Raw genomic sequence first — 26,003 nt, 5'->3', positions numbered from 1 at the left:
ACCCCGCACTCCACCGCCGATCTCCCGCCACCGCACCCCCCGCCTCGCCACCGCCCTGTTCCGCCGCTATCTGCGCGCGGGCGTCCCCACCGGCCCCCACCGGATCGTCCCGCCGCCCGGTGAACACCCCGAGGCCGGTCTCGGCGCAGCCCGACGGTTCGGCCATCGCCACCACCACTGATCCTCAACCCCGCCCGGGAGGACCATGCCCCACCCCGCCCCGAACCCGGTCCGGCTGGCCGACGAGATCGCCCGCCGGCTCGGCGAACTCGCCAACCACCTCGCAGCTCTGCCTGCCGGCGAGGCCACGAAGGTCATCGCCCGCGTCCTGGACCCCGAAGACGGAGTCCTCGGCCGCTTCACCCACCTCGTGATCACCGGCAGCTACTTCGCCAAGACGCAGGCCGAAGAAGGCTCCTTGCCCGCAGAGGTGTGGCTCGCTCTCGGCCGGGTCGCCAACGAACTCCATGACATCGGCCTGGATCTCGACGAGCACACCAACACCCTCCAACGCCTCCACACCCGCCCCGCCACCACACCAGCCGTACCCCCGACCGCTGCCCCGCTCGTCGTTCGGCGCCACCGGTGAAGCGACAGAAGGCGCAAGGGTGGGGGCCCGGTGAGCAGGCAAGCACTACCTCGTCCAGCCCCGCGCCTTGGCGGGCGGCGGCGACCTGCGGCACGTCGCGGAGTTCCTGCGGGCCAGCGGCTGGCAGGACAGGTCCCGGCGCAACGGACCACTCGTCCTCGACAGCCCCGACCGCACGATCCGAATCGGCTACAACCCCCATGTGCAGCCCGGCGGTTGGACGATCCACAGCAAGGCAACGGCCCACCAAGAGGCATGGACGGTGTCGCTGGGCCGGCAGACCCCGGTGGAGATCGTCGCCGGACTCACCGACGCCCTCACCCGCCCCCGCGCCGCGCACGCCCCCGACGTCTGGGCCCCACTGCGGGAGCAGCGCTGGAAGACCAGCCGCAGCGACGGGTACTTCGGCGCCACGAGTCCCGACGGGGCGGCGTGGATGCAGTTCCGCCAGGACCCCGGCGGTCAGGCCCTGTGGTGGTCCGGGGCCCGGGACGAGCAGGGCAACGGCTGGAACGCGACCTTTACCGCGTCCACACCCATGCACTTGGTCCAAGCCTTCTCCGAGGCTCTGGCCAGCCCCGAGCCCGTGATGCGGCCTCGCGGACGTGTCCCGTACAGCGCGCGGATCCGCACCACCTCCGTCTCCGTACTCCCCTCCCAGCTCGGCGCCTGGCAGCAGGCCCGTGTCCACGCCGCCCGCGCCGCCACCTGGGCCCGCGGACCCCAGACGGCCGGCCGCCCCCGCACCGCGGCCCGCCCCTACGCCAACCCCGGTGCACGCGCCCACCGTTGACCCATCCCTCGCGCCTCCCCAAGGAGCACTGTGCCCGCCCCGACCATGGACGACCTCCACACCGCCACCGAGACCCTGTCCCGGCTCACCGAGTACTTGCGCGACGCCCCCGACCCGAACGTAGCGCTCGCCCTGGCCGAACCGCTGCTGGACGAGTACACCGGCATCCCCGTCCAGTTCGGCGACACCCTGCGCGCCCTCGCCCGCGCCGTGCACGAGCACACGGACACCCCGCGCACCCCCGCCCTTGGCCGCCTGGTCGACGAGTTGCGCACCGCCGCGTGGGAACAGTCCGACCAGCACACCCTTCACTACGCCCTGGACGACCTGCGCACCCTCCTCGCGAACGCCTCCCCGGCCATGGCGGAGGGCAGCCGATGCCGGTGAGCGAGCGGCAGCTCGCCGGGTTCGCCGACAAGCACGCCTGGCAGATCCCGTTCGACACCGGCCCCCGCCATCTCGCCGGCCCCGGGGACGCCCGGCACGTCACCCATGGCCTGGCCGCCGCCGGATGGAGCGCCGTCTCCGACCCGTTGAGTGCCGAGATCGTCCTGCGCAGCCCCGACCTGCGTCACAGCCTCCAGTTCGATCCGCAGTCCGCCACCTCGGCATGGTGGCGGCTGCGGGCCGAACCCGCCGACAGCGAGCCGGGCTGGTACGCCGAGTTCGGTGAACTCGTGCCCGCCGAGGTCTTGGCCGGCTTCACCGACGCCCTCATCTCCCCTCCACCACATCAGCAGGACGCGTGGCAGCCGGTGACTGCGGCAGGCTGGCAGCGCGACTCCGACGGCACGGCGCACTCACCGGATGCCATGTGCCACATCGAACGGCGCCCGCTGAGCGAGTTCCACGAACGGTCGTTCTGGCACGTCGAGACCCGCGAGCCCGGCCACGGACGGTACCCCGGCCCGCGTATCTGGCATGCCTTCCTCGACGAACGCGTCCCCGCCCACCTGGTCGGATCGTTCCTCACCGCGCTCACCGACGACAGCCCACTCCTGCGCGGCGGGTTCGACCGCACCGCCCACTACAGCGCTGTCAAGGAACCGAGCCGACTGAGCCCCGAGAAAGTGGTCGAGGCGCACACCGCGCGTATCGCCTCGCTCCGCGCGCGGGCCCGCTCCACCCGCCGACAGACGACGAAACCCGCACCGCCGGCAGCCACGACCCCCACCCCCGCCTCCCCAACGTCCACCCGCCGCTGAACCGACAGGACTCCCCCGATTTCCGCCGATCACCGCGCCCACCGCACCCTCCTGCGTCACCTCGACCGCTACGTGAGCGACAGCAAGAAGATCCTCGACGCCTGGGACGCCTACTCCGACGAGCACACCGACCTCGACGGATGGCCCTACGACGACCACGCCTACGGCCTCCGTGCGAGCCGGCGCGACGCCGACACCGCCGAGGCGTTCGAGCCCCTTCGCCACGGGGCCCGTCATCTGCTGGCGACCGCGGAGACGCAACTGGGCCGCCTGCCCGCGGGCGCCGTGCAGAGCCGCTGGGTCTACCAGCTGGGTGTCCTGCACGCCGGCCTCGACCGGCTCGAACAACTCCACCAGCAGTGGCGGGAAACCCGGGACGCCCTCCCCGCCACCGCCACACCCGGTACCCCGGCATTCGACGACGCCCTCGCCGAGTACCACGCCGAATCGTGGAGCTACCTCGACGACTGGGCCACCCACGGCAACACACTCCGCGAGATCAACACCGTCGCCCGCAATGCGCCCTCGCCCCTGGCGCCCGCACCGGCCCCGGCCACGGCTTCTGCGGCGGACCGGCGGACCCCGGCCCGGAAGTGACCTTGCATTCCACCGACGACCCCGGTCCCTGCGCGGATTCCATCGGCAATGAACCGCCGCAGCCACTGGCCACTCCGTCCCCGCCCGGAAGCACATAGCCCTTGCCCCCCTCCTCCCCCAGCAACACCGACGGATACGACCTCGTCCTCCGCCTCCTGCTCGGCGTGCTCGCCGTCGTCGTCCCCCTGTCCCACCTCGCCTGGCTGTCCGGAAACATCACCGCCCACCTCACCGGAGCCGACTGGGCCCCCTACCAGCCGACCACCGCCCTGCTCCACCCCCACCAGCTGTGGCCCGCGACAGGGGCAACGTCCCTGCTGATCGGGGCTCGCATCGTTCCCGTTCTCCTCCTCCTTGCCCTCGCAACGGCGGCGGGCATGCTGTGGGCGCGGCGCAACAACCGCGGTGGCGGCCGGGAGAAGAAGGTCACCGGCATGGCCAAGGCCCGGGACATCGAACCGCTGTTGGCCAAGGCGATCACCGCCAAGGCCCGCTCCCTGCGCCCGAGCCTGAAGCACGCCAAGCGCATCGACGCCTCCGACACCGGCATCTTGCTCGGCAATCTGCAGGGCACCCGGCACGAGGTGCGCATAGGTTATGAGGACGTGGCCGTCGCCATCATGGCCCCGCGCTCGGGCAAGACCACCTCGCTGGCGATCCCCTCCATCCTCAACGCGCCCGGCCCGGTCCTCTTGACCAGTAACAAGGCCGCCGGCGACGCCTTCACCGCCACCGTCGACGCCCGCGCCGGCGTCGGTCGGGTGTGGTCGATGGACCCGCAGCAGATCGCTCACGCCGAACGGACCATGTGGTGGAATCCGCTCGCCGACGCCAAGACCCTCGACGGCGCCGGGCGTCTGGCTGGGCACTTCCTGGCGGCGTCGGTGGACGCCTCCCAGCAGGGGGACTTCTGGTCCAAGGCCGGGTCCAACATCCTGAGTCAGTTGTTCCTCGCCGCCGCTCTGGACGACCGGCCGATCACCGATGTCATGCAGTGGCTGGCGTTCCCCGCCGACCGGACCCCGCTCGACATCCTCCGCGACCATGGCTTCAGCGCGGTCGCCTCCCAGCTCAAGGGCACCGTCGAAGGACCTCCGGAGACCCGGGACGGTATCTACGAGACCGCCCGCCAGTACGCCGCCGCGCTGCTGAACAGCGAGATCGCCGCATGGGTCACCCCCCAGCCGAGCGTGCGGGAGTTCGTCCCGTCCGAGTTCGTCGTCAGCACCGACACCTTGTACCTGTTGTCGAAGGACGGCGGAGGCGGAGCCAGTGCCCTGATCGCGGCGTGCGCGGACTCCGTCATGCGCGCGGCGACCGCCCAGGCCGAGCGTGCCGGCGGCCGGCTGGACCCGCCGATGCTCGCGATCCTCGACGAGGCCGCCAACGTGTGCAAGATCTCCGATCTGCCAGACCTGTACTCCCACTTGGGCTCGCGCGGGATCATCCCGATCACGATCCTGCAGTCCTACCGCCAGGGCCAGAAGGTGTGGGGCGACGCGGGCATGGACGCGATGTGGTCCGCGAGCACGGTCAAGGTGATCGGCTCCGGCATCGACGACCCCGACTTCGCCGACAAACTCTCCCGCCTCATCGGCGACCACGACGTGGAGACCACCTCCACCTCCGTCTCCGAATCGGGCAAGTCGACATCGGTGTCGATGCGGCAGGAACGGATCCTGCCCGCCGACGCGATCCGCGCCCTGCCCAAGGGCACCGCCCTCGTCTTCGCCACCGGCCTGCGCGCCGCCATGCTCGACCTGCGCCCCTGGTACACGGAGCCCGGCGCCGACAGCCTGGCCGCCGCCTCCGCGCGGGCGTCGAAGGCCATCACCGCCCGCGCCGTCGCCAAGCACGCACCGCAGCAGGACACCTCCGGCACCGCCGGATGACGCCCGCCGCCTCACCCCGGCCCTCCTCGCCATGTTCTCACCCTCTTACCGTCCCGGAGTTTCTTCGTGCAGATCACCGACCTGACGACAGCGCCTGCGAAGGCCGCCCCCACACCGCCCGCCATACGCAGAGAAGGAGTACGTCGGTGATGCCGTTTGAGGCGGGGGACCGGGTCCTGGTCTCCCCGCGCTATCTGGCCGGGGCGGGCGACCGGCTCGCCGACGCGATCGGCCCGCTGATCCACCTCTTCGGCTGGCCCTACGAGCACGAGCGCGCAAGCGGACGCATCCACGTCGACAGTCCCGACGGCAGCATCTTCGTGAGCTTCGACCCCGGACACCCCAACGGCCAATGGTGGACCATCGCCCACCACGAACCGTGGTGGGAAGCCAAGTTCACCCAGCAGACCCCGATCGAGGCCATCGCCGCCGTCACCCAGACGCTGCCCCAACTACTCGGCGACGACCGCCACATCGAACGGATCCCGCTCACCTCCACCCCCCTCGCGCAGATCGCCGACCTGAGCCACTGGACTCGCGAGGGTGCCACCTTCACCTCGCCCGACGGCCACTGCCACCTGAAGCACATCCCGGGGGAAGAGACCCCGTGGCGATTTCGCCACCGTGTGCGCGGGGGCTTCGACACCCATTGGTACGCCGCCTTCACCCAGGACACCCCCGAGCGGCTCGTCGCCCAGTTCTTCACCCAACTCGCCACGACCACGCCGGTCGAGCGCGCCTTCGGTGATGTTCCCCGCCTCGTGCGGAACCTGGATGACGCGCTCATCACCCCTGTCCGGGCAGCCGCCGTGAATCCACACGTGCACCACGCCGCCGCCCGGCTCGAACGCGCCGTGCGCCGCCGCTGACCCCGCCACCGAACAGAGACCCTCCACCCGTGATGACCAATCCGACCGTGCCGGCCGAACATCTCCTGCTGCTGGCCGCCGCCCTCGGCCAACCACGCCCTTTTGCACCCACCGCCGCACGCCCCGCGAACCGCCTTCCCGCGACCGCAGCACGCGCAGCGCGCCGTTGAACCGCATCTCCCTCCCCCGCCACGCCGCCTGAACACACCAGGCTCCCCGCACTGACCACCTGGAACTCCATGGCCGTCACCGACCACCACGACATCTTCATCGGCTCGACGGACGACGGCTGGACCTTCGTCGTCGTCAACCGGCCGATCCGCAACGCCGCCCGCATCCTGACCGGTGCGGGTTTCACCGCCCGTACCCAGCAGGGCCGCACGCTCTATCTCCTGCCACCCGAGACCGCCGAGGACGCCCACGAACGCGCCGGCGTCGCCGCCTACGGACTCATGGCCCACACCATGGACCTCATCGACCTCGCCTGGACAACTCGCCGCCCCGACGCCGACGGTGCCGAGTACGAGGCGACGATCCGGTTCCACGACGGGACGGTCACCGCCACCGCCCGCACGGACCGCGCCGGCGAGGTCCTCGCCCAGAACGGCTTCGCCCCCACGAAGGCGTCGCGGGCGTACACACTGCCTGCCGGACTGAGCGAACGCGACGCCGTGAACGCGATCGTCCGTGCCGAGACCCACCTCCACTCCTACGGCATCCCCGTGCGCGTCGGCCTCGGCATCCCGACCGTGCAGAACATCCCACCCGCGCCCTCGCGCCCCGCGGCCACCCCCGCACCGCTTCCGCCGGACCAGGCCCGCCACCGCCGTCACCGCTGACCGGGCCCCTCTTTACCCTCTTCTTCTCCCGGAGCACCATGAATCAGATCGACCTGAAGGCCGAGATCGCCGAACTACGGCGGCTCGGGCACGACTTCGAGGACCTGCGGGACCAGGTCCGCTCCCCCGCTCTCCCTCCCGGCACCGCCACGCGTGAGCGGCTCACAGCACACATCGTCGCCGCCAACGAGCTGGCACACCGCACCCTGAAGCGTCTCGCCGCTCTCGACAACAGCCCGTACGCGGCAGTCCCCGGCAGCCGACCGGCCCTGGAACTCCTCGCCGCCGCCGTCTGCGCCGCCACCACCGCCGCCTCCGACCTGGCCTGCGCACTGGTGACCAACCCCCTGCAGACCGCCCCGTTCCCGGGCCCGCCTGCCGACGAAGCCACCCTGCAGGCAGCACGGTGCAAGGAGGCGACCCCACGGATGGCCAAACACCTGGCGGACGCCGCAGAGCAGCTCGAACTGGGCCATACCAGTTGCCTCTACACCGCCGCCGGCATCACCCGGGGCCTGAAGCGGCACGCCGAGCAGCACCAGGACCAGCCAGCCCCGCCCGTGAAGATCACCGACAGCCAGTACGCCGTCCTCGTCCGGCTGTCCGCCGGGGTCGGCACGCTCCACGAGGCCGGCCGTTCCGGCGTGATCAAAGCCGTCGACAAGGACCGGGCCACGGTGAACATAGCCACCCTCAACTCCCTGATCAAGCACAGGATCGTCGCGGTCGACACCACGACCTCCCTGTATGCGGGCCAGCGCCTCCTTGTCACCGCCGACGGCACCCGCACCCTCGCCGCATACAAGCCGCCCGCAACGGCCCCCACCCAAACGACGGCCATGACGCCTCCCTCCACACAGCGGGCCACCGGCCGCACGCGATGAACAGCACAAGCCGGCCTGCCCCGGAGTCCGGCGATCCCCGGGCCCCCGCTCCTGGCGAACCGTCGTTCTCCGCCCACGAACTGCCCGCCCCTACCCGCTCCCTGACCTGGCATCAGCGCGCCGCCCTGCGCGTTCTCGCCCGTACGCCCAGCCGGATCAGACAGCGTGAGAACGGCTCGCTCTACGTGGACACCCAGACCTCCACGCACATCGCGATCACCACCTGGCGGGCCCTGGAACGCAAGGGCCTGGCCCACCGCGACCATGCCGCCCACCCCGCGTCGGCCCTCGGCCAGCGGCTGGCGCTCACCCCGCTCGGGCTCAGGGTCCTCAACCACGTCACCGGGCTCGCCTTCCCTCCCTCCGCGACCCGGCTGTGGCCACCCGCACCGCCGCAGCACTTCACCGCACACCCCACCGTTCAGCACACCAGCCCGCCCAGCGCCCGCCGCCGCTGACCATCCGGGCCCCCGCAGCCCGCCTCCCCACCCTGCTGTTTCACCAGACCAGCCCTCACGCAGGCCAGACGCCTCCCGCCAGCGCCGGGTGGACGGCACACGGCTGGCCTCGTCCCTTCTCCCGGAGTCCCCCTGTGATCAATCCGCCTTCTGCCACGGAGGTGTTGTCGGTCCCCGCCGCTGAGGGCAACCCGTTGGCCGTCTACCGCGACACCCCGACCCGACCCCGGCCAGACGGGGCGACGATCGTGCTGGTGCACGGCGCGTCGGTCACCGCGGACCTGTGGCGCCTGCACACCCGGCACCTGACCGGCCTGGGCTTCACCGTGCTGCGCCACGACCAGCGCGCACACGGCCACACCCCGCGCGGCCGAGCCCCGCTGACCGTCGAACAGCTCGCCGACGACCTCCACCGCATCCTTGACACCCTCGCCCCCACCGGCCCGCTGGTGCTCGTCGGCCATTCCCTGGGCGCCCTCGTCCTGCAGGAACTCGCCGCCCTGCACGCGGCTCTCCTGCCCCGGGTACGGGGCATGGTGTTGCTGTCGGCCACCGCCCACGGCACCAGCGTCCGGACCGGCCGGAGCCCGCGCGCCCTGCTGCTCGCCGCCGGACGCAGCCTTACCGTCCTGACCTGCACCCACGCACCCCGAGCCGTGGATTGGGTACGACGCTGGCTACCGGACACCCACCACTTCACCCTCACACCCCGCCCCGGCACCGGGCCGCACGGCGGTCCGCCGCCGTGCCGCGACGGCATACGCCACACCCCCACCGCCGATCTCGCCGCGCTCTGGCAGGTGCTGCACCGCTACCGGGCCCGCCACCTGCCCGTACTGGAGCAACTCGGTGAGCGGCTGCTGCTGATGGCAGGTGCGGACGACCGGCACATCCCAGCCGCACACACCACCGAGTTGGCCGACCGTCTGACCGGCGCCCGCCTGGAGATCCTGCCCCGCACCACACACGCCCTACCCATCCGCCACCACGCACTCATCAGCGTCCGCATCGCACACGTGGCTACCGGGCCGCACCCCGATGCTCGTTTCCCGAAGGGCCCGTCATTTCCGAACGTCCCGCTTTCCGAGCCATTTCACTAGGCGCTGGCGTGCAGTCCAGCGCCATGCTCGCCCTGTCAGCCGAAGGCATTCTCCCGAAGGTCGACTACGCAATCTTCGCCGACACCGGATGGGAACCCAAAGCCGTCTATGCGCACCTGGACCGCCTGGAACGCAAGATAGCCAAACCTGCGGGAATACCCGTTCTGCGCGTCTCCTCAGGCAACATCCGCAAGGACGCCCTCAACCCGGAACACCGCTTCGCTTCCATGCCGCTCCACGTCCTCAACCAGGACGGAAGACCCGGTATGACCAGGCGCCAGTGCACCGGGGAATACAAGATAAAACCGATCAAGAAGAAGGTACGGGAACTCCTCGGCCACCCCTACCCACAGCGCATCCCGAAGAATAAATTCGTCGAACAATGGGTGGGCATCTCCACGGACGAGTTCCACCGAGCCAAAGACGCCGACGTCAAGTACATGCGCAACCGGCATCCACTCATCGAACTCGGCTGGACCCGCACAGACTGCGTCCGCTACCTTGCGTCCATCGGCCTGGGTAACACGCCGAAATCGAGTTGTCTGGGCTGCCCATTTCACGGAAATCAGCAGTGGCGCAATATCCGGGACACCAGTCCTCAGGAATGGGAGGACGTGGTGGCATTCGACGCGGCCATCCGCCAGGGCAACGCCCGCGCCAACGCCTCCGGGAACCGGCTGCTCGGCCAGGCGTTCCTGCACCGCTCCCGTGTCCCGCTCGACCAGGCCCCCATCGACCACGTCACGGCCGCCGAATGGGCGGCGCGTCAGCAGGAGCTCGACCCTGCCGAGGTGGCCGAGGAGCTGGAGGAGGGCGTGGTCGACGGCTGTTCACCCTGGGCCTGCCGGGGTGACGCCGAGCCGGTGCAGGACGACTTCGGGCTGGCTTCTTGAGGCGGATCATCCTGGACCTGTTCGCCGGGCCCGGCGGCTGGAGCCACGCGCTGACCGTTCTCGGCGCGCGGGATGTCGGCCTGGAGTGGGACGAGTGGGCGTGCAAGACACGTGCCCGGGCCGGGCAGTTGACGATCCGGACCGATGTCGCCGTCTATCCGGCATGGATCTTCTCCGGCCGGGTCCTCGGTTTGATCGCCTCCCCGCCGTGTCAGGCATGGAGCATGGCGGGCAAGCGGCTCGGCCTGGTCGACCAGCCCCTCGTCCATCAGGCCGTCGCCGATCTGGCCGCCGGACGCGACACCCGTGAGCAGTTGCTCGGCGCGTGCGCGGACCCGCGCTCGCTCCTCGCTGCCGAGCCCATGCGCTACCTGCACGCCCTCAACACGGTGGGCGAGCCGGAGTGGGTGCTGATGGAGGAAGTCCCGGACGTCCTGCCGTTGTGGCGGCAGTACGCCGCCATTCTGCGGGCCTGGGGGTTCTCCGTATGGGCGGGCATCCTCAACGCCGCCGACTACGGCGTCCCGCAGACGAGGCGGCGGGCGATCCTGCTCGCCTCCCGCACCCGCACCGCCGCGCCTCCGCCGCCCACCCACGCGCCGGTGGCCGAGCCGGAGTCGCTGTTCGGGCCCGGCCGCGCCCGCTGGGTGTCGATGGCCGAAGCCCTGGGCTGGGGCGCCACCGACCGTCCCGTGCCCACCGTGTGCGCGGGCGGCGGACCGGGAGGCGGCCCCGAACCCTTCCCCACCGGCTCCCGCAAAACCCTCACCGACGCCCGCAACCGCGGCACCTGGACACCCCACCCCGACGCCGAACTCACTCCGGCCTCCCGCCGGGAGGACTCCGGCCGGGCTGCCCGGCCCGGCGAGAACCGCCCTGCCGGTGCTGCGACGCCCACGTTCACCACCGAGCGGCACCGCTGGTCGTGGTCGCTGCGCAGCAACAACCAGAGCAACGCGACCGTGCGCCGGGCCGACGAGCCCGCCGGCACCCTGTTCTTCGGCCACCGCGCCAACGAATGTGCCTGGATCCCCGGCGCCCCCTCCGGCCTGCCGGACGACGAGCAGCGAGCGGCGCCGGCCCCGATCAAGATCACCGCCCGGGAAGCGGGTGTGCTGCAGAGCTTCCCCGCCGACTACCCGTGGCAGGGCAACAAAGGCCAGACCTTCTCGCAGATCGGCAACGCCGTCCCTCCTCGCCTGGCAGCCCACCTGCTCGCCCCGCACCTGAACAAGCCCTTCAACCCCGACGACTTCATCCTCGCTGCCTGATGCCTCCCACCCCCGACCTCGACGAGGACGACGACCTCGGCCGCACGCCGGCGCCGCGACCGGTCCACTACGCCGAGCAGGCCCTGCTCGGCGCCCTCCTCCTCCAGCCCGCACGTCTGGCCGACACCGAGCCGCTGATCGCCCAGCACTTCGACAGCCACACCCACGCGATGCTGTTCACCGCGATCCGCACCCTCCCGCCGCCCGACCCCGCCGACCACGCCAAGGACACCGCCTGGCTCAACACGGTGCTGGACCACGCGCGTCCCCACGCGCCCGGCGTGAACGCCTCCTACCTCCACGCCCTCATCCAGTTCTGCCCGAAGCCCCAGCACGCTGCGGCGTACGCCACCATGATCCGCGCCGACAACGCCCGCCGAGTTCTGCATGGCCATGCCGAGCGCCTCGCGTCCACCGCGACCGACCCGGGCCTGCCCAACCCGGTCGCCGCGACGCTCGGCATGACCGACGACATCGGCCGCGTCCTGGACTCCCTCGCCGCACAGTTCTCCCCACACCCCGGATCCTTCCCCCGTACCCCACTCCCGCCGGATGTCCCGCGGCAGGCCCGCGAGGAAGACCTCGTCGACGAACGCCTCCTCCTGGCGACCGCTACCGCCTACCCGGCGGACGTCGAGCAGATGCGGTGGCTGACCGAGACGGACTTCCAGCTGCCGCTGCACGCCGCGCTCTGGCAGTCCATCACCGCCCTGGTCCACCGCGGCGACATGGTCGACCCCGTCACCGTCCTCGGCGAAGCCCAGCACCGCGGCGTGCGCACCGGCTCCCTCACCCCCAAGGACCTGATGGCCCTGGTCTCCACGCCCGCCGGCTCACCCGAGTACTGGGGCGAGAAGATCCTCCAGCGCGCTCTCCTCACCCGCGCCCAGACGGTCGCCGCACGGATCACCGCCTACACCGACGACCTGGCCAACACCCCCCACCAGATCGTCACCGGCAGCCGTCGCGCCCTCGCGGACCTCAACTCCCTGCGCACCCGCTGGATGCGCGCCACCGCAGTCCCACCCACTCCCGCCGAAAGCCGGCCGGCCCGCCACGGGCAACCGCCCCGCGCGACCGGCCCTCCGCCCCAACCTGCGCTGACCACCCCACGCGCTCACCGATGACCCCGCTATCGGGCCCGGACCTCCGTCGGCCGGGCCCGGACCCGAAACGAGACTGCCTTCTATGCCCGGTATTCCTCCCGACGCCCCCGTCCGCCTCGACGCCCAGGTCTTCCTCGACGCACATCCCGCCCACCCCACCGCCGTCATCGCACGCCTGACCGGCAGCCACTACCGCACCGCCCAGGCCCTCCTGACCGCGCACGGCTTCGACTCCCTCGACGAACACACCATGGTCCTGGCCCGGATCGACCGCGAGGAACCGCACTGGGCCCAGAAGGCCACCCACGCCCTGCACGCCGAAGGCATCACCGCCGAGATCACCCCGGGCCTGCAGGAAGCCATCGACGAGGAATGGCCGTGGATCACCTACCCTGACCCCCGCCCCAGCCACGACGAGATCCGCGAACGTACCGACCAAGCGCAGAAGATCCACGACGCGATCCGCGACGGCCGCCTCGTCATCCATGCCCACGCCCACGCCGACACCGGCAGGGACACCGTGGCCGTCGGCACCTAACGAGACAGCGGCAAAAGCATCCACCTGCAGGGCGAGAACCACCTGCGCCGCATCACCCACGCCTTCGTCTCACCGGCCCAGGCCCTCACCGCCTTCGAACAGGCCCACGGCAAGAACGTAGTCCCCGGCCCCGCACCCATGACCGACACCGAACGCCACACCGCCCACGCCCGCACTAGCCTCACCCCTCCGGACACGGCCCCGACCGCCACCGCCGCGCCGCTGGTCAAGCGGGTACCCGCCTATGCCGCCGATCCCGGCGACCACGAAGCCGTCTTCAACGTCTTCCTCGACAACAACGGCGACTGGGAGAAGTACCGGACCTGGTACGACAACACCAGCATCGCCAACCACGAGTCACTGACCCTGCGCATCCTCTTCGACCACGACGCCGGCCCCCGGGACGCGGCATGGACGCTTGCCGCCTACGAGAGCCCGGTCAGCGAACGTATGTGGCACATGACCCTCACCCCGACCGTCCCCGCACCGGTCCTCGGCGCCCTGCTGTCCACCCTCACCGCCGGAGACGCCCACGACTGCGCCCTCGGCAGCCCCATCGAGACGACCGTCACCGAGGTTGTCAAGCCGCTCGCGGACGTCGGCTGGACGCCTGTCGTGGACGGACGCTGGATGCGCTGGACCAGCGAACAGGGCGAGGCTGGCGCCCAGTTCGACGCCTTCGCCGCCCACGACCCCGGGCTCCTCGACACCTGGACCCTCTGGGCCGGCCCCAGCGTCAACCAGCCCGCCTGGACCATCCGCGCCTCCGCCTACACCCCCGCAGACCTCCTCTCTGCCCTCACCGGAGAACTCGCCCACGGCCTCAGCACCCGCCGCACCGCCGCCGTCACCACGGCGCCCTCCCGACAGCACACCCCCGCGCTCCCGCCGACCGCACCCTCACCCTCACCCCACCCGTCGGCACCCCGACGCTGACCAGCTCACACTCCGGTGTAATCCACCAGCACCACATCGCCGGCCGCCCCGGGAGACGAACCAGAGGCCGCCCACGGTAGGCAGCAGGCAATTCCGTCCGCCCGAACTTCCATCCATTCCGCATTCGTTGACTATCCGTCGCCAATTCCCGTGAGACAGCTGCCCCCAGGGCATGCAGCCCATATGATGGCCCCTGGTATACCGGCCCGTTCACGCTTCCTCCCTCACGCGCCCCGGCAACAAGGCCGGGGCTCCACGCGAGACCACGAGAGAGGTAGGACATGCCGGAACACCTAGAGGGTCAGGCAGACCAGGAAAGACCGACGACAGGGTTAAGCCGACGGCTCGCGGACATCCTCCGCAGCCGCTGGTGCCAAGCAGCAGGAACGGCCACCGTAACGACGGTCGTCACGGTGCTGACCAACAAGATCGTCGGCCTCCTCTGACCCCTTCCCGGATCTCGTACATCCGGGAAGGGGCGGCCAGAGAATCGCGGCTGTCGACCCAACGCAGTGCCCATGCCTTCAGGTATGGGCACTGCCCGCTATAGGGCCCTGCCCGGGTCGGCGCGTATATCTTGACTCTTAAGGCCCTACATTGCACGGGAAAAAAGAAGGAAGCAATACCTCCTCGGCGACAGGCGGAGTCCGTGCTTGTCTCCAACCCGCGCCCGCCGCCCAAAGCATGCCGGGCAGAACCGGCAGCCGATTCGCCTCGCCAAGGGGCTGCCGGACAGCCGACGGCGGGTGAGACGCCCGCTGCACTCCACTCTGGCGTCAAGCAGCGCGGCTTGCTCCCATCGGCAGGTGACTCAGGTACTCATCAGCCTCGTTGCCGTGGCCGGCGCGCTGCTGGGCACGGTGCTCGGCTACCGCCTCCAGCGGCACTCCGCCGACCGGAGTGAACGCAAGGCCGCCGTACTCGCCTGCAGCAGCGCCGTCACCGAAGTGATCCGCGGACAACAAGACTGGTGGCACCGAAAGAGCGAGGACCGGGAGGGCCCCGAACACCGGGCCTCAAGGGTCGAAGCACACCGGCTGCGCGGCGTAGCACGGCAGTCCATCAACGGCATTGCCTTCTACATCGGCGACGACGAACTCCTCGGCCTCGCGGAATCCGCCTTCGAGGCCGCCAGCGACCTCCACCGAGCCGACACCCGGGACGAGTTGGACCGGAAAACCGCAGCGGCCCGTGAGTCACTCCGCCTCTTCATCTCCCGCGCATCCCACAAGGTCCGGTAGACCAGCCGGAGCCTGCTCTGCCGACCGTGCTCCATGCAAGGGGCTCTGCCGTCATTCATTGGCCCGTTGATCTTGGCCACCGCCTACTGATGTCGCACGGATTCCACGAAGACCGGAAGTTCACCGCCGGCCCCGACAAGGCCGCCGGGCCCGGGCGTCCACAGTGCTGCGTGCCCCTCAGCAGGCGCCCGGATCAGAGCATGTCCTCCTTCCAGGTGACCGCCACTCGGAAACCAGCCAGGACAGAGATGGGGGCAATCTCGTGCCCTAGGATCCAGCTGCGGCCCGACCACCGCTCCCCGGAGAACGATTCGGCCCTGATCTCCAAGCTCGGGTGAACCGGTCATCCACCGAACCTCCGTGCATCCCACTGGATCTCGATTCGGTACGTCCTGGGCCGAGACGTGCAGGAGACCCATGAGTGCACAGCACCAAGACGTTGCCCTGCTCCGACGCCGCTACACAGGCGAAAGCGTCCAACAGGCCCGCCGGGCAGTCGATGCGCTGCACGCCGGTGAATCCCCGATTCCTGCAGCATCGTCGTCGGCCCAGCAACTCCTTGAGACCCGCGTGTTCATCGCACTCCTGGAGTTCCGCAACCTCTACACCCGCTACCCACTGGGGATCACTGCGGTCCGCCCCGAGCCAGACAGCATCGCTCTCGGTGTGGAGAGCGAAGAACGAGCGGCCGAAATTCTCTTCAACCTCCTGCCGTCGTACGTCTCCGATCACGAAGTACACGGCGTCCCCGGTCTGCGCATCACACGCCGTGACCAGACCGCGATCGAACTGCAGGTCCTGGGAGAGCTGGCCCGGCTGCGGCTGACCGGGCTCCCGGCCACCGTCTGGCGCAGCGCCGAAGCACGAGCGCTCGCCCAGTGGATCGACCCGGACAGCATGCAGTTGTGCTGGCGGTCCTCGCCCCGCACCTGAACATCGGCGGAACAAGCGCACCACGCCCACTGGGAAGATCCCCATGACCACTACGTACAGGTGACACGGCGCGGGGCCTGGCTGGGCAGCGGCCTGCTCCGGCGCGCTGCCCTCCTGCACACCGTGGCCAACTCCTTCATGGCCGACGGCTATAGCGGCGCGGCCTTCGACGTGGCACGGATGGTCCTACGGTCCTCCCACACCCGCGAGCAGGGACCAGGACCGCACAACATCGTGGCGGCCCTGGTCGACCCCGTGTGCGGTCTGCCGCTTCGCCTCAAGCGGTTTCGCGGAGACACCGCCGAGAACTACGGCAGCGACCAGCAGTTCGTCCTCCAAGACGCCGCCAAGACGGCCGTACTCGACCTCCAGGCCACAGTGGAACGACCCCCTCCAGCCTCGCCCCCGACCTCTGGCAGGCCATCGTCCGCCGCATGCCCCGCGCCGGATTCACCAGTGGTGGTCTGACCCCGAGCGTCCTCGCCGGCTTCTGCAGCCTGGGAACACCCTAGGGATCAGCAGTCGTCAGTCACCCCCGCCAGCTTCGCCGGCCCACGGAGCGGAGCCTCGCTCGGGCAACCGAGTCAACCGTTGAGCGAGCCATTCCCGGGACGGGTCTGGCTGGTTGCCAAACTCGCAGGATGCGTCACACCGGCCCAACGAGGTCTGACGTGCAGCGTGCCCGGCCCGACAAGACACACCGCGACGAGCCACCTCGGCTGGCGTCGCACCTCAGTACCGAGTTCGTCGAGCGCGGAGTGTAGCGGCGGAGTCCCGGTTACCGAAACCGGGACTCCGCCGCATCATTAGTAGTCCACCGCCACGACTTGCCCGTACGTCGAAAGAGACACCCGACGACCACAGACCCGATCCCTGACACCCACAGCCGGAGCGCCGGCGAGCGATCACGCTGCCGCGTAGCTCGCGCGGAACAGGTCCTGCGCTCGCTCTACGTCCCTCGCTGTACGGAGCTGCACCTCCAGGTCGCCCGTCCCGTGGTGCCCAAGACCAGACACGTCCCGGGTGAAGCCCGGAATGAGGTCTACGTCCTGCGGGTCGACCTTCAGGTAGACCAGGAGTTTGCTCCGCTGCGGCGGACACAGGCACGCGAAGTTCCGCAGCCGCTGATACGCCCAGTACTGCTTGCGCTCGACTCGGTTCACGCCGTCTCCGAGCCCGAGCAGCGCCTCGTCGACCGCACTTGCCAGCTCCGCCATCGACTCGCCATGGGCTGCCGCCCGGGCGACCGCCCGCCTACGCGCCCGGCGTGTTGCCTGCATGCCGCCGCTCACGGATGCCACGGTCTCAAGCCCGAGCAGGTCGCTGCCGAAGAGTCGGTAACGGACCAGGTCAATCGACCTCCGGTGCTCACGTACGGCGTGAACGTCGTAGCGCGTGAAGTCGCCGGCGATGCAGATCAGGCGCGGGCCGTTCCACAGGACCCGGGACGCGGCCGTCGCCCCGAGCCGGTCACGAACCAGGCGCTCGAACTCGGCGCGGTGATCCATCAGCCATGAGAGGTAGAACAGGCCCTGGTTGATGACGCCGGCATCGACGCCTCGCTTGTACTCGACGATGACCGGCGAGCCATTCTCGTCCAACCCGAGCGAGTCGATCCGGCCTCCGTGGACCGGCCCAGTGCAGTACTCGCTCGACAGAAATCGAACGCCCAACAGCGTCTCCATGTGCGCCTCAACGAGGCCCTGCACATCCGCCTCGGCCTCAGCGAGGCGCTGCGCGACTTCTGTCACGCCGCCCTTCGTCGTATGGAATAGCTTCAGGCCCGACACCTTCCCCTCCTCGACTCGAAGACCGAGAACACCGGCGAGGGGCGGGATTGTTTCCGCGAGGGGCTTCGAGCGAGTGAGAAGATGGTGTGAGAGGCTACGTCCGGGCTGCTGGGGTGGGCTGGTGTCCCACGAATCCCACAACTCACCTGGTCCCACATACGTCCCACAAATTAACTGACGTCACGTCAGGGACCTGGAAACCCGCAGGTCAGAGTAAGTGGGGCGTGGATACAGCAGGCGCCTTCTAACGAGTTGGTGCGGGATAGCGGGTGAGGCGTCGTGCCTGGCCGGTGGCATGATCTCGCTGTGGCGATCATGGTCAATCGGGCGGTGCTGGCGCATCGGCTGTTCACGGGGCTCTCTCGGTCTCATCTTGCGTTCCTGGTCGAGGAGTTGGCAGTGCCGTGGCAGGCCAGGGTCGAAGGTCGTCGCCATGCGGCGCGGGGCGGGGCCAGGAAGCGGGCCGCGGGTGCCGGCGCCAGCCATCAGCTGGTGTTCGTCGACAGGCTGGTGGCCACGCTGATCCATCTGCGGCACGACCTGCCGCACGCGGTGCTGGGGCTGCTGTTCGGTGTCGACCGTTCCACCGTCACCCGGGCGATCGGAGAGGTGCGCACGCTCCTGGCGGAGCGGGGGTGCGCGGTTCCCGACCGTCCCGGCCTGCGGCTTCGAACGCTGACGGATGTATTTGCCTATGCCCAGGCCGAAGGCGTCGAGCTGCGTTTGGACGCCACCGAGATCCAGGTCCGTCGGCCGCCGGCCAGCCGCGGCGGACACCGTGCCTTCGTCTCCGGCAAGAAGAAGCAGAACACGATGAAGGCCACCGTGATCGCCGACTGGCGAGGCCGCACGTTATGGACCGATGCCCTGCGACCTGGGCGTATGCACGACGCCACGGCCGCCCGCAACGAAGGCATCGCCGTCTGCTTCCGGCACTTCCCCGACGTCGAAGTCCTCCTGGACGACGGCTACCTCGGCCTGAGCCGCGACCACCGTGGCCAAGCGATCACACCGCCCAGAAAACCGCGGCCCGGAGCATTGCCCGGCAGAGTCGAGCAGTGGGAACGGGACCGACACGGGCACTCCTCCGACCGCATCACCGTCGAACACGCCCTTGCCGATCACAAACGCTGGAAGCAACTGACCCGCTGGACACACCGGCGAGATGTCCTGCCCGACACCTACCGCGCCATCGCCGGCCTCGTCTCCGACCGCACCGCCAACGCATGAAAACCGGCCACGGCCAGCCCGAACACGCCTCACCCGCTATCACGCACCAACTCGTAAGGGCTCGCAGAGAATCAACATGCTGATTTGATCTCCGCAGGGCTGCTGTTCGCGAGGAACGCGGTGACGTCAGCAGGCGTGCGGAACCTGGCTGTCGAGGGTGGAATGGTGTAGCCGCGCTCGGCCAGGATGGGCTGGACTTGGTGAACGGCCCTGGTGAGGGTGCTGCCATTTACTCCGAAGAGCTGGGCGAGTAGGTCTCGGGTACCGAGCTTGCGGAGGTAGAGCACGGTGGCCAGGACTCTGTCGGCCGTGGTCAGCCTGTCCTTCGCCCCTGCGCCGCGAGCGCGGATGCGCTCACCTCCTCGTTGCTGGAGCCGTCCCTGCTCACGTAACTCATCGAGTTTCGCGATCAGTTGGTCGACGAGTTCGTCCAGTGCCGGTTCGGGCATGCCGGTCAGCTCCGGGTTGCGCAGACACCCAGTGCCGGGCGGCAGGGATGGGCCAGCTGATCGCGGGCTCTTGGCTTCACCGGCTGCGCTGGTGATGTCGCGAGGCTGAGGGTGGAGGGTGTAGTTCCAGTCGCCGTGGAATCGGTGCCGGTCCATCGGCAGGGCGTCGATGTCGCTGTCGGTGACCTTAATGCCGGTGTCGTAGGTGCCCGGGTCGAGTTCGGCGTGGACCTTCAGCCCGGCGCGGGTAGTGGTCGCCGCGATGCTGTTCACGATGACGTCGTGGCTGGTCAGCGGGCGCCCTCGCCAGTTCATGGAGATGTGGGAGAACAGCCGGTGCTCGATCTTGTTCCATTTCGAGGTGCCCGGCGGCATGTGGCAGACCGTGATGTCCAAGCCCGTCTCGGCGGCCAGGGCGGCGAGTTCAGTCTTCCAGGCACGGGTGCGGTAGCCGTTGGAGCCGCCTGCGTCCGCGGTGATCAGCAGACAGGTGGCGGCCGGATAGTCATGCCGACCGCGGGCCTGCCACCAACGGCGGATGGAGGCGACAGCGAACGCGGCGGTGTCATGATCAGTGCCGACGCTGACCCAGCCGGTATTCGCGGCGATGTCGTAGATCCCGTACGGGATCGCCTTGCCTGGTCCCTGACGGTCCAGGAAATCGTGCGTCTTGACCAGCACCGGCTCACGGGCCGGACGCCACTGCTGGCCCGCATTCTTGTAGTCGCCGACGAGCTCCTTCTTCTTCGCGTCCACGCTGATCACCGGCTGACCAGCACTCATGTGCTGTCTGGCGCGCTCGTTGATGTAGCGGAACTGGGCGTCACGGTCCGGGTGCTGCTTGCCCTCGATGGTCTTGGAGCCGGCCTGCAGACTGAAGCCCTCCTCACGGAGCAGGTCCCCGACCGTGTCGGCGCTCACCCGGTGTCCCCGGCGGGTGAGCTCGGCCGCGAGGTTCCTGGTCGACTTCACCGTCCAGCGCAGCGGCGACATCGGATCGCCCCGCTCGTCAGGTTCCACGAGCGCCAGCAACGCGGGCCGCAGACCGGGATCAAGGTCGACCGCCTTCTTCCGACCGCCACCGGGCCTGCGAACCCGTCCCGAAGGTTCCTCGCCGGCCTCCAACTCGTCCACGCCCTTGCGGACCGTCGTTTCGCTGACCTGGGCCGCCCGTGCGACTGCCCGGATACCACCGTGCCCCAGGATCCGGGCCTCGGCCCCTATCAACAGCCGACGCTGCCGCTCGTCCAGATGCGGGAACAACACCCCGAACTTCACAGCGAGTTGACTACGAACCACATCGGAGACGCCCATAGCAGACCAACGAGCCGAAGCACGCGAAGCAACACCTTGATTCTCTGCGAGCCCTAAGGGCAGTCCCTACTGGCTCTGACAAAAGCGGTTTGATCATGCGACTGTCGGCTTGACCGCTCATTGACGAGGGCACGGGGAAGTACAGGCGGCAGCAACTCGCCAGCCCCACCCTGCTATCAGACTCTGTGGATGAGGTCTGTGGTGTTGTCGAGCAGGCCGTGTTCTCCGGTCGGTGTGGCCTCGGCCGGGTGCTGGCGGGCGAAGGCTTCGGCCTCCGGGCGGGCCTTGCGCAGCATGTCCCGGACCTGTGTCGCCTTCTTCGCCTGGGGGGCCGTGCGGCGGCGGGCGTAGGCCTAGGACTGTTGAAGGACGGTGCACAAGTCGTCGACCGCGACATGGTCGCCCGTGCGGTTCTTCTTGGCGAAGAACCGCACGGCGATGGCGATGAGGCGGTCGAAGCCGTCGCGGCCCAGTGCGCGCGGCGCTTCGTGGCCAGGTCCAGTGCGAACTGCCGGCCCACGCCGTTGCTGACGGTGTCGTGGTCCATGGCGTGGAACCGTTCCTCGAGCAGGATGTTGATGAGTGTGCCCGCGACGAAGTAGGGCTTGTCGATCACATACACGGAGACGCGGTCGTGCAGGGGGCCGCCGGGTGCCAGCAGTTCGCCTAGGATCTGGCGGCTCTGGCCGACTCCCCCCACCGGTGAACATCTTCTGGAACTTGGCCTCTGGCGCGGAGTTCTGGATCCGTGCCTCCTCGCGCAGCAGCTCCACGATCGCGGCGGCTTCGCCGTCGTCGATGGCCACCGAGCCCAGCGTCATGTAGCGGCCTCCGCGGTGGAGTTGATCGCCGTCGCAGCCGGACTCGTCGATAGCGATCCACCGGCCGCTGCCAGCGTGGTCCTCGGTGGGCGCCTGGCGGTTGCGGCGGCTGAAGTGCGCTCCAGGCAGTCCGGTGCCGGCGTTCGGCGTGTGGTCACGTTCGATCATGCCGACATGCTCCGCGCACGGGTTGCCGTGGACAAGCAGACCGTCACTGCCTTCCGACTTGACCAGCCATCGGCCTCCCGGCGGCGTCGATGGTGCGGTTTCCTTCATTAGTCGGAGGTTGGTGGCCAGGCTGTCGGGAGGGCGTGCGCGTCGCCGCTGCCGGTCCAGCGGCCGGTGATGAGCCAGAGTTCGTAGTGCAGGAGCCAGGCCGAGGTCCACGGCAGGATGGTCTGGGAGAGGAACATGTGGTCGTTCCACTCCCCTGGCAGGTACAGGCACAGGTCGCCGTTGGCGTAGACGTGCGGAGGGTGTGTGGCCTCCGGGTGCAGTGCCAGTGGCGGGTCGATGACGCGCACACGGGGGTTGCTGCGGTGACGGTAGGTGATCCTGATCGTGTAGCGCCTGCTGACCGGGGTGGGTTGCAGGACGAAGACGCACACGAGTTCACCGCCTCGCAGTGTCGCTTCGGCTGTGGGGATGGCCGCTTGGACGGCGGCCATCTGCCGGGCGAGGTTAATCGCGCGCGTCGGTGTGCTGGCCATGGAAGGTCTGGGGGCGCCGGCGGGGGCCGACGCTGGTGGTGGAGAGCAGTCCCGTGGTGCTCATCCGCTGCTGGGTCGCTGTGTTCTTCATGCGGTTCGCGTAGCGGGTGAAGGAGTGCTGGAGGGGGCCGGAGTCGAAGGATTTGGTGAGGTGGGAGTACACGGTGTCCAGGCCCTCGGAGTGCATCCGGGACAGATTGTCCATGGTCTCCGTGAGCTCGCCGAACCACGTCCTGAAGGCCTGGCGCCGCTCAGGATATTCGTTCCACTTGTCGGTGAAGTTCTCTTCCCTGTGGGCGGGGTTGGCGACCCACCACTGGCTGTTGCGCCGTTCGATGAAGTCGGGGATGGCGGCGAGGACGTTGCGCAGGGCGGTGAACAGGTCGTCCTCTCCGCGGTAGGCGAGGGTGGTGAGGAGGATGGACGGCGGACGGTTGTCGGTGTCGTCGGCGAAATACGTCATGCAGTGCCATTTCATGACCTGCACGAGGCGCTGGAGGGTGCTGCGGATGTGCCAGATGGGCACGTCCGCGATGCTGGCGCGCTTCTCAAGAAGGGCGTGTGAGAGTTCGGAGCGGGCGCTGAACCAGTCCGCGTAGCCGATCGGGTTGCCGTGCTGCCATTTGTGCAGGTTCTTGTCCGTCAGGAGGATGCCGTGGGGCCGGTGGTCGTCGTCCGGGATGGCGGGCAGGACGTCGAGGTGGAATCCGGTGTATCCCAGGGTCCAGCAGCGGCGGCGGGGTTCCAGGCTGGCGGGGCCATCAGTGTGGCCCTGCTGCTGCTTCCAGGACCGGTATGCGATGAGCTGGTCGCCCACCCGCTTCTTGAGATCGTCCTGCGTGGTGCTGGTCTTGTGCAGGGGGATGCGACAGACGAGATCGATGTCGTACTCGCCGGTGGGTGTCTGGGGGCGGACGACGGTACCGAGGAGGAAGGACCCTTGCGAGTAGATCTTGTATTCCGGGCTCTCGTGCAGGCCGAGCCAGGTGCCGACGTCCTTGTAGTGGCGGACGGCGGTGTCGTAGAGGTCCGGGGATATATCGAGGGTTTCCACAGCGCCGTCGAGCAGCATGGACAGCATGTCTTCGAGGGAGTCGGTGTCGGCCTCCCTTATCGGGTGGAGCGTGTTCACGTCATTCCTCTCGGGTGGGGTGGCAGGGGGTGTAGGCGGGGGCGCGGTGGTCGCAGAAGATGCGGTCGACGGCCGGGGAGACGTCGCGGCTGACGTGGCCTGCCAGTCCGGAGAGGGTCTGGGTGTCGACGTTGTCGAGCGCGAGGGCTCCGGTGGGGACGGTCGGGTTGAGGCGCAGGACGTTGTCCTTGCCTAGGAAGTGGCGCACCTGTTTGGCGGCGCTTTCGCTCTGGGCTCGCATGAGGATCTCGACGGCGTCGCCGGCCCAGGGCACCAGGCCGCCGCGGTCGAGGCGGCGGTGACGGCTGCGGACGTCGGTGGTGGTGCCGAGGCTGAAGACCTTGATGGCTTCGAGGGGGACGGACAGCGGTCCGACGGCCTCGGTGAGCGCGACCATGGTGGGGTTGTTGGCCCACACGCCGCCGTCGACGAGGCGGGCTCCGTCCAGGGGCAGGCCCGGCAGGTAGGTGGGGGCGGCGGAGGTGGCGAGCGCGACATTGACGGCCTTTTCCCGCCAGTCCCGTTTGAGGGTGGGAAGGTGCGGGGTCCGGAAGAGGTAGACGTCGTCGGCGGCGATGTTGTAGGAGGTGATCACCAGGCGTTTGGTGCTCTCCCCGAAGGTCCGCTCGCCGAAAACGTCGGTGAGCGCCGCCCGCAGCGGCTCGGTGCCGTACTTCGCGCGCAGGAGGTGGCGCAGGCCGCGCATCCTGGAGCGGTCGCGGAAGATCCTCGGGCCGTGCTCGGTGTAGAACGTGAGGATCTGACGGGGTGTGAGGCCCAGACCGAGGCCGAGCGCGATGATGCCGCCGGTCGAGGTGCCGGCGATCAGGTCGAAGTGGTCGGCGATGCGGATGTCGAGGTCTTCCTCGAGGCGGGCGAGGACCGCCGCGGAGAACATCCCTCGGAAGCCGCCGCCGTCCAGGGCCAGGATCTGGAAACGCTCGGTCAGTTGAACCGCCCCCGTTGCACTGCTCGTTGTAGGACCGGCCCGGTCGGGCCGGAATCTTCGCCGTCGAGACTACGTCCCCTGGTGATCAGAACGTCAGTTCATCGATGGCCTCGCCGTCGTGGGCAGTTGAAGGCCGCATAGAGTCCTTTGGCGACGCTGGCGGAGAATGGTTCGTGCTGGGGTACCGACGCTCCCTTCGAGAGCATCCCTTGCCGGCGCCATCAGGAGATCTCCAAGGCCGTCGTGTACTGGTTGTCGGTACGGTCGTAAATGACCAAGGTGGGGTGGACGTTGGCATCGTGTACGCGGCCGAGCGTCACCGCGGCCGAAACGGGCACTGCGGCCAGCACATGCAGTCGTTGCATGCCCTTGTGGCTGGCCTCCAGCTCAGACAGGAGTTGCCGAAGGACGGAGGTGAACTCGTCGAGTGTGGAGGCCGAATTGATCACGTCAACGGATGGCGTGATGTCCTGGGGGCGGATCGTCCAGCGCGGAAGGCTGGCAAGTTGTTCGGGGAGCTCTGCTGCCTGAATCGATCCGGAGATGTTCAAGAGCAGCACTGCCTCCCGTGCATCGGGGTGAGACGTGTGGGGCGCCTCGGTGACGAAGCGTCTCGGCGCGTCGCCGGGGTCGGGCCAGCACCATGATTCGGTGCTGCGGTGCCGCTGGTAGATGGAGACGGTGAAGGTGTCGTCCAGACGGGAGCCGAAGTAGACGAGCAGGGGCAGGCGGGCGAAGGCGAAGACGCTCACGTGGTGCACGGAGTCTTCGCGCAGTGCTTCTGCCAGCTTGTGTTCGAGAACCCGGTCGATCTGCTGCTTGCACTGTTCCCAGTAGGCGGGGCCGGCCGTCTTTTCATGGGGGAAACGGCGCAGGTCCACCTCGAAGCCGTCGCCGTGGAGGCTGAGGGGGAACTCGGGGAATCGTTCTTCGGAGCGGATGACCGCATCCGCGGCGGTCGGTTTGGTGAGTTCGACTTCCTGGCCGCGGACTTGTCCGATGAGACGGATCACCACGGTGCCGGCCTCGGGCTTGAGGGCGGTCACGCGTCGGATCCATTCCTCTCGGTCGCGTTTGATATGTCGCAGCCGTTCGCCGGTCATGACATCGAGCGACCCCTTGCGGTCGATTTCGTTGTGCTCACCGCGGCACAGCAGCATGAGATTGTCGGCGAGGTCGCGTTCCTCCTTCGGCAGGGGGTCCATGCCTCGCGGTGACTTGGCCGTGGCCTCCTGTCCGACGATGTGGGCGAGTTCTCCCAAGGTGAAGTCCTGATAGGTCAGTTTTCCCTCGAGAAGGTAGGTCCCGCACAGTTCGCACCGCCCGCCGGCGCGGACCCACACCTTGAGTCGCTCGACTTCGGGGATGGACTTGCGTGCCACGGGGGCGGCTCCTTTGGGTTGCCTGGTGCAGGCGTGGGTTGGTCGTGTGCTGTCGTTAGGGTTTGTGGCTCGGTGGGGTGTG

The 26,003-nt window shown here is 69.1% G+C and carries 26 protein-coding genes and 1 pseudogene; 20 read left to right on the top strand and 7 right to left on the bottom strand.

Annotated elements, in window-relative coordinates; translation table 11 throughout:
• Positions 1–205: 205 nt before the first annotated feature.
• From PUR53_RS40705 to PUR53_RS40615, 19 genes and pseudogenes are all read left to right on the top strand, one after another.
• Positions 206–589, top strand: coding sequence for a hypothetical protein (locus PUR53_RS40705; protein ID WP_329911857.1), 384 nt, complete (start codon positions 206–208; stop codon positions 587–589).
• Positions 586–1,382 (top strand): annotated as a pseudogene (locus tag PUR53_RS40700) (DUF317 domain-containing protein). Before PUR53_RS40705 ends, PUR53_RS40700 begins: the two are co-directional and overlap by 4 nt.
• Before the next feature lie 30 nt (positions 1,383–1,412).
• Positions 1,413–1,769 (top strand): hypothetical protein, encoded by a 357-nt coding sequence (locus PUR53_RS40695; protein ID WP_329911855.1) that lies wholly within the window; start codon positions 1,413–1,415, stop codon positions 1,767–1,769.
• Positions 1,760–2,587, top strand: a complete 828-nt coding sequence (locus tag PUR53_RS40690) for a DUF317 domain-containing protein (RefSeq protein WP_329911853.1) — start codon at positions 1,760–1,762, stop codon at positions 2,585–2,587. The genes PUR53_RS40695 and PUR53_RS40690 overlap by 10 nt, the downstream gene beginning before the upstream one ends.
• Positions 2,588–2,659: 72 nt before the next feature.
• The gene (locus PUR53_RS40685; RefSeq protein ID WP_329911852.1) at positions 2,660–3,184 is read left to right on the top strand and encodes a hypothetical protein; all 525 of its coding nucleotides are present in this window, start codon (positions 2,660–2,662) and stop codon (positions 3,182–3,184) included.
• 101 nt (positions 3,185–3,285) lie between these two features.
• Positions 3,286–5,076 (top strand): type IV secretory system conjugative DNA transfer family protein, encoded by a 1,791-nt coding sequence (locus PUR53_RS40680; RefSeq protein WP_329911851.1) that lies wholly within the window; start codon positions 3,286–3,288, stop codon positions 5,074–5,076.
• A 149-nt stretch (positions 5,077–5,225) separates the two neighbouring features.
• Positions 5,226–5,945: a DUF317 domain-containing protein gene (locus tag PUR53_RS40675; protein ID WP_329911849.1), complete on the top strand. Its 720-nt coding sequence runs from the start codon at positions 5,226–5,228 to the stop codon at positions 5,943–5,945.
• Between the two features lie 239 nt (positions 5,946–6,184).
• Positions 6,185–6,784 carry a hypothetical protein gene (locus tag PUR53_RS40670; protein WP_329911847.1) on the top strand — a complete coding sequence of 200 codons (600 nt, stop codon included), beginning with the start codon at positions 6,185–6,187 and terminating at the stop codon, positions 6,782–6,784.
• Between the two features lie 38 nt (positions 6,785–6,822).
• Positions 6,823–7,668, top strand: a complete 846-nt coding sequence (locus PUR53_RS40665; RefSeq protein ID WP_329911845.1) for a hypothetical protein — start codon at positions 6,823–6,825, stop codon at positions 7,666–7,668.
• On the top strand, positions 7,665–8,126 hold the full coding sequence (locus PUR53_RS40660) for a hypothetical protein (protein WP_329911843.1): 462 nt from the start codon (positions 7,665–7,667) through the stop codon (positions 8,124–8,126). Before PUR53_RS40665 ends, PUR53_RS40660 begins: the two co-directional genes overlap by 4 nt.
• 134 nt (positions 8,127–8,260) lie before the next feature.
• Positions 8,261–9,226, top strand: a complete 966-nt coding sequence (locus PUR53_RS40655) for an alpha/beta fold hydrolase (protein ID WP_329911841.1) — start codon at positions 8,261–8,263, stop codon at positions 9,224–9,226.
• A 23-nt stretch (positions 9,227–9,249) separates the two neighbouring features.
• Positions 9,250–10,119 carry a hypothetical protein gene (locus tag PUR53_RS40650; protein WP_329912006.1) on the top strand — a complete coding sequence of 290 codons (870 nt, stop codon included), beginning with the start codon at positions 9,250–9,252 and terminating at the stop codon, positions 10,117–10,119.
• A 5-nt stretch (positions 10,120–10,124) separates the two neighbouring features.
• On the top strand, positions 10,125–11,390 hold the full coding sequence (locus tag PUR53_RS40645) for a DNA cytosine methyltransferase (protein WP_329912005.1): 1,266 nt from the start codon (positions 10,125–10,127) through the stop codon (positions 11,388–11,390).
• Complete coding sequence (locus tag PUR53_RS40640; protein ID WP_329911839.1) at positions 11,390–12,517, top strand: DnaB-like helicase N-terminal domain-containing protein; 1,128 nt, start codon at positions 11,390–11,392, stop codon at positions 12,515–12,517. Before PUR53_RS40645 ends, PUR53_RS40640 begins: the two co-directional genes overlap by 1 nt.
• Positions 12,518–12,578: 61 nt before the next feature.
• Positions 12,579–13,034, top strand: coding sequence for a hypothetical protein (locus PUR53_RS40635; RefSeq protein ID WP_329911837.1), 456 nt, complete (start codon positions 12,579–12,581; stop codon positions 13,032–13,034).
• A 138-nt stretch (positions 13,035–13,172) separates the two neighbouring features.
• On the top strand, positions 13,173–13,970 hold the full coding sequence (locus PUR53_RS40630) for a DUF317 domain-containing protein (protein WP_329911835.1): 798 nt from the start codon (positions 13,173–13,175) through the stop codon (positions 13,968–13,970).
• Positions 13,971–14,776: 806 nt separating this feature from the next.
• Complete coding sequence (locus tag PUR53_RS40625; RefSeq protein ID WP_329911833.1) at positions 14,777–15,211, top strand: hypothetical protein; 435 nt, start codon at positions 14,777–14,779, stop codon at positions 15,209–15,211.
• A gap of 570 nt (positions 15,212–15,781) precedes the next feature.
• Positions 15,782–16,144 carry a hypothetical protein gene (locus PUR53_RS40620; RefSeq protein ID WP_329911831.1) on the top strand — a complete coding sequence of 121 codons (363 nt, stop codon included), beginning with the start codon at positions 15,782–15,784 and terminating at the stop codon, positions 16,142–16,144.
• Between the two features lie 60 nt (positions 16,145–16,204).
• Positions 16,205–16,612: a hypothetical protein gene (locus tag PUR53_RS40615; protein ID WP_329911829.1), complete on the top strand. Its 408-nt coding sequence runs from the start codon at positions 16,205–16,207 to the stop codon at positions 16,610–16,612.
• Positions 16,613–17,049: 437 nt separating this feature from the next.
• Here the strand turns inward: PUR53_RS40615 and PUR53_RS40610 are convergent, their stop codons facing one another.
• Positions 17,050–17,934: a DUF5655 domain-containing protein gene (locus PUR53_RS40610; protein WP_329911827.1), complete on the bottom strand. Its 885-nt coding sequence runs from the start codon at positions 17,932–17,934 to the stop codon at positions 17,050–17,052.
• A gap of 315 nt (positions 17,935–18,249) precedes the next feature.
• Here PUR53_RS40610 and PUR53_RS40605 point away from each other — a divergent pair, with 315 nt between their 5' ends.
• Positions 18,250–19,164 carry a transposase family protein gene (locus PUR53_RS40605; RefSeq protein ID WP_329912004.1) on the top strand — a complete coding sequence of 305 codons (915 nt, stop codon included), beginning with the start codon at positions 18,250–18,252 and terminating at the stop codon, positions 19,162–19,164.
• Positions 19,165–19,235: 71 nt separating this feature from the next.
• On the opposite strand, the gene PUR53_RS40600 is transcribed toward PUR53_RS40605, so the two are convergent.
• From PUR53_RS40600 to PUR53_RS40575, 6 genes are all read right to left on the bottom strand, one after another.
• Positions 19,236–20,927: an ISAzo13 family transposase gene (locus PUR53_RS40600; protein WP_329911825.1), complete on the bottom strand. Its 1,692-nt coding sequence runs from the start codon at positions 20,925–20,927 to the stop codon at positions 19,236–19,238.
• A gap of 353 nt (positions 20,928–21,280) precedes the next feature.
• Positions 21,281–22,024 carry a hypothetical protein gene (locus tag PUR53_RS40595; protein ID WP_329911823.1) on the bottom strand — a complete coding sequence of 248 codons (744 nt, stop codon included), beginning with the start codon at positions 22,022–22,024 and terminating at the stop codon, positions 21,281–21,283.
• Positions 22,024–22,416, bottom strand: a complete 393-nt coding sequence (locus tag PUR53_RS40590) for a hypothetical protein (RefSeq protein WP_329911822.1) — start codon at positions 22,414–22,416, stop codon at positions 22,024–22,026. Before PUR53_RS40590 ends, PUR53_RS40595 begins: the two co-directional genes overlap by 1 nt.
• 13 nt (positions 22,417–22,429) lie before the next feature.
• Positions 22,430–23,590, bottom strand: a complete 1,161-nt coding sequence (locus PUR53_RS40585) for a nucleotidyltransferase domain-containing protein (RefSeq protein WP_329911819.1) — start codon at positions 23,588–23,590, stop codon at positions 22,430–22,432.
• Position 23,591: 1 nt separating this feature from the next.
• Positions 23,592–24,518, bottom strand: coding sequence for a CBASS cGAMP-activated phospholipase (locus PUR53_RS40580; protein ID WP_329912003.1), 927 nt, complete (start codon positions 24,516–24,518; stop codon positions 23,592–23,594).
• Positions 24,519–24,760: 242 nt separating this feature from the next.
• Entirely contained in the window at positions 24,761–25,921 is a 1,161-nt protein-coding gene (locus tag PUR53_RS40575) for an HNH endonuclease (protein WP_329911816.1), read from the bottom strand.
• Positions 25,922–26,003 lie beyond the last annotated feature (82 nt).

It is taken from the genome of Streptomyces sp. SP18BB07, assembly GCF_036322545.1.
GTDB lineage: Bacteria > Actinomycetota > Actinomycetes > Streptomycetales > Streptomycetaceae > Streptomyces > Streptomyces deccanensis.
Note: the sequence above shows the minus strand (reverse complement) of the source record. Positions and strands in the feature narration are given on the sequence as shown.